Raw genomic sequence first — 3,567 nt, 5'->3', positions numbered from 1 at the left:
CATCAGCCCTGCGTAGTCATCCCGTGCGTCCCGAGGGCGCGGGTCTACGCTGTGACCCCCTCGGTCACCGTCTGATCCTCAGTCTGCACACACCGAGGCACCCCGGTGGCCGCATCTGTGCACCCCAGACCTCCCCCGCCCCGCCCATGGCTACGACATCGCCAGCACCGGCCTGACCAATTGACGTGTGCAGGGACAACTGGCCGCCACCGGGGATTTACAAATGGCCGTTGAGAACCATCCCGGCGGTGGTCATCACAGCGATCTGGCACGAGGGTCTGCTCCTGCTGGCCTCGGCCCGATTCACGAGGTACCGCTCTTCATCTCGATCGTGGTGGGCACTCTGACGGTTATCCCTGGCCGCGCGACTGTCTGGCGGGGCTCCCTCCATCCGATGCTTGAGGTGTCGCCGCGGCGGCGTCCTTCCTGCGCAGGCCCGGGATCAGCACCGCCGCCACCGCCAGGTGAATTAGGGCCAGCGCGGCCCGGGTGGCGCCGTCCATGCCGTCGCCGGTCAACGGTAGGAAGGAGATGGCCAGTACAGCGACGGCCACCCCGGTCCAGACGGCGCGGGCGCGCCGTACCCAGAACCGCTCCAGGGCGGCCAATAGCCCCCAGCCGGCGAGGGCCGCCAGCAGCGCGACCAACACCACCGGCACCGCGCCGATATCGAGCGGCTGCTCGTCGGCGATGATCCGCAGCCGGTGCCCCAACACCGGGTCTGCGACCAGCCACACCAGGACAGGCGCCAGGACCGCGAGGCCCGTAACCGCCAAGCGTCGTCGGCGCGCGCTCACTTGGCACCGCCCAAGAGTGCGCCGTGCAAGAAGACCTCCACGAGCTCCTGCGTGGTCAGCTCCGGTTCGTCCTCCATATATGGCTGGGTGAAGAGCAGTCCGAAAAAGAGGGCCGCGATCTGCTCCGGCGGCTGGCGCAGCGCGGCCTTGTCGGGCTCCAGCAGATCCGCGAGGGCCGCGCGGATGCAGGTCGTCGACTCGTCCCGGCCCGCGCCGCGCACCGTGCCGGGGTGCTTGCCGCTGCGGTGCCCGGAGGCGTGCAGAGAGCCGGCGATCGCGCCCATTCGGGACAGGTGCGCCTGCAGCGATTGGGCCGCCTCTGCGAGCCGGTCGGGCAGCGGCTGGGATACCTCGATCGCACCGAGTTCGCGGACCGCGTGCTCGGGGGAAAGAGCCTCCGCCAGGCAGGCTTGCAGCAACTCGTCCTTGTCGGCGAAGACCCGGAAGATCGTGCCCTCGCCGATGCCCGCGGCGCGGGCGACCTTCGCGGTGGTCACCGCGGCGCCGTACTCGGCGATCAGCGGGATCGCGGTCTGGATGATCATCGCGCGCCGCTGCTCCGGCGACATGCCTGGGGCGCGGCGGCGGGTGGTCTGGTTCTGCCCGGGGGCTGTCATGACCGCGAGAGTACGGAGTGAGGGCTCACTCTGTCAATGAGTGAGCCCTCACTCCGTTAGCCCTTTCCCGTACTCGGCTACTTGCCAGTGGCAGCCCACCAAGATCGGCGGACGCTGCTGACGGCCGGCCGGGACGTACCGCTGCTCGGTAAACTGTTCACGCGTCGGCGGTCGGCCTGCTGGGCCTGCTGGCCGAGGTCCCCGGCACCGCAGGGGTCATGGCTTTCCGTACGCGTGCGTAGGCGATGCTCGAGGTGCTGTTGGCGGCGTTGCCGGACGGCGAGGGCCGGTGCACTGACGTGGGCGGTGCGGACTTCGTAGGACGAGCTGGCTTTTAGTTTGCCGGCGGGGTGCTTGTCGGGAAGCAATAAAGTCCTGGGAATTGTCATCCGGTCCCTGCGGAAGCCGGTTCGGTGGCCGCTCGGAGGCCGGACGCCTTTGGACGGTGCAGCATCGGGTGGCACGGGTCAACCTGTTGCATGTGATCTGATCAGGCACAACGTCACTATGCGGCACGACGGAACACCACGCAACACGAACCCTCGCGGTCTCGTAATGCGTAGGTCTCGCCTTGCACTGTGCATGGGCGCTGCTCTTTTCATAGTTGCGTGCTGGCGTCGGGCTCCATGCGCTGGGTGCCGCCGGAATCTGCGGATACTCTCCGTTCGACCGGACCCGGGAGGGCGAATGGACCGTAGGTTTGTAGGCATCACGGCCGCTGCGGAGTATCTCGATGTGGCCGAGCGCTGGATGTACCGGGAGTCTCGACGTCATGGGATTCCGCGGTACTACTTCGGCGGAAGGCTGAAGTTCAAGATCGAGGATTTGGATCGTTGGGCGAGGCAACAGAGGGTGGTGTGATGGGGTCCGGGCCTACGGCCCGGACCCCATCTGTTACAGGCCCACGTTGAGCAGCTTGGCGGCGCGGCCGATCGACGCCGGCATCAGGTGCCGGTAGATACGGAAGGTCATGCCGATGTTCTTATGCCCATCCACTCTGCGACGTCTGTGATCGGTATGCCATTGGACAGGCAATTGGACGCGAAATAGTGCCTCATCGCATAAGGGTTGAGCTTGCGTGTGATGCCGGCGCGCTTCGGCGACGTCCCACTGATATTGCAAGGTTGTGTGGGGCCCAGTAGGGGCTCCGCTGGGTGCGAAGCAGGTATCCGTTCTGATCAGTGCCGTTGCGTTCGGCGTAGTCAAGCAGTGATTCGCGAACGATGGTTGCCATCGGGACTTCGCGGAACTCTCCGGGCTTCCGATGCTTGAGCCGTGCAGGCTGACGGGCGACCCCGTCGATTTGTTCCGTGATGCGATAGGCGTCGGTTGCCACCAGACGCTCGACGTTGGTGGCGTAGGCTTCGCCGTTACGGTGACCGCAGCCTGACATCAGGTCGATGACCACCCGCAGTCCCTCGGAGGCGGCTTGTTTGAGGGCGTGGATCTCGTCCAGGGTCGGGATGGTCACCTGCCGGGGTATGTACTTAGGAGGGATGACCCCGTCAAAGGGGTCTTCAGAAATTCCACCCTTGCGCTTGGCGTCCAGCAGGATTTTCTTGAGGACGTCGAACGCGTTCTGCTGAGTGGCGAGGCCGACTTCTTGCTCCTCCATCGCCATGATGAAGTCTTCGACGACTGACGAGGTGAAGGTATTGATTCGGCGGGATTCCAGTACCGGTAGGATCTGCGCCTGCAGCAGTTGATTGACGGTTCGGGTGCTCCCGCTCGCGTAGTGCCGTTGCCGCGTCAGCCACTGAGAAGCGTATTCGCCGAAACGTTTCTTCCCGGTTTCTCGCTTCAGTTCCGCTTGCTGACGAAGAGTGTTCCGTTTCTCGTCGTACAGCGTCGTCAGTCGACTGAGTGCATCATGCTGTTTGGGATAACCCGTCTCTTCGCGCTGTCGGCCAGCGGCGTCACGGTAGCGTATGGCGTAGGGGTGCGGGCATCCGCTCTGCCTAGTGCAGGCGCGGTCTTGAAGTAGGTGCCCATCCCGCGGGAAAGTTTGGTCGCCAAGGTGCCGGTCTCCGCTCATGCTGGGTCTTTGCTGACCTCCATGGCCTCAGCATGGTTCTGACCTGCGGCCGCACCAAATTCGGCCACGAAGATGAGCATCTTCATGGGTGTCTCCCGGGTAGGTTGGCAGCTATGCC

At 65.0% G+C, this 3,567-nt stretch carries 4 protein-coding genes; 1 reads left to right on the top strand and 3 read right to left on the bottom strand.

The features are described from left to right. Positions 1 to 350: 350 nt before the first annotated feature. Together WH07_RS32485 and WH07_RS32480 are read right to left on the bottom strand one after the other, a co-directional pair. Positions 351 to 797 carry a DUF6069 family protein gene (locus WH07_RS32485; protein ID WP_046508108.1) on the bottom strand — a complete coding sequence of 149 codons (447 nt, stop codon included), beginning with the start codon at positions 795 to 797 and terminating at the stop codon, positions 351 to 353. Beyond that, positions 794 to 1,342, bottom strand: a complete 549-nt coding sequence (locus WH07_RS32480) for a TetR/AcrR family transcriptional regulator (RefSeq protein ID WP_408645978.1) — start codon at positions 1,340 to 1,342, stop codon at positions 794 to 796. The genes WH07_RS32485 and WH07_RS32480 overlap by 4 nt, the downstream gene beginning before the upstream one ends. A 579-nt stretch (positions 1,343 to 1,921) precedes the next feature. Here WH07_RS32480 and WH07_RS42285 point away from each other — a divergent pair. Then, complete coding sequence (locus WH07_RS42285; protein ID WP_079023743.1) at positions 1,922 to 2,275, top strand: helix-turn-helix domain-containing protein; 354 nt, start codon at positions 1,922 to 1,924, stop codon at positions 2,273 to 2,275. 193 nt (positions 2,276 to 2,468) lie between these two features. On the opposite strand, the gene WH07_RS40060 is transcribed toward WH07_RS42285, so the two are convergent. Continuing rightward, on the bottom strand, positions 2,469 to 3,449 hold the full coding sequence (locus tag WH07_RS40060) for a hypothetical protein (protein WP_157877474.1): 981 nt from the start codon (positions 3,447 to 3,449) through the stop codon (positions 2,469 to 2,471). Between the last annotated feature and the right edge of the window lie 118 nt (positions 3,450 to 3,567).

Origin of the sequence: Streptomyces odonnellii (assembly GCF_000981895.1) — a bacterium.
Lineage (GTDB): Bacteria > Actinomycetota > Actinomycetes > Streptomycetales > Streptomycetaceae > Streptomyces > Streptomyces odonnellii.
The sequence above is the reverse complement of the archived record's forward strand: the minus strand, read 5'-3'. Positions and strand labels throughout refer to the sequence as shown.

Excerpts from the sequence above, each read along its gene's own strand:
- WH07_RS40060 (WP_157877474.1), bottom strand. The coding sequence starts at position 3,449 with ATGAGCGGAGACCGGCACCTTGGCGACCAAACTTTCCCGCGGGATGGG.
- WH07_RS32480 (WP_408645978.1), bottom strand. The coding sequence starts at position 1,342 with ATGATCATCCAGACCGCGATCCCGCTGATCGCCGAGTACGGCGCCGCG.
- WH07_RS42285 (WP_079023743.1), top strand. The coding sequence starts at position 1,922 with ATGCGGCACGACGGAACACCACGCAACACGAACCCTCGCGGTCTCGTA.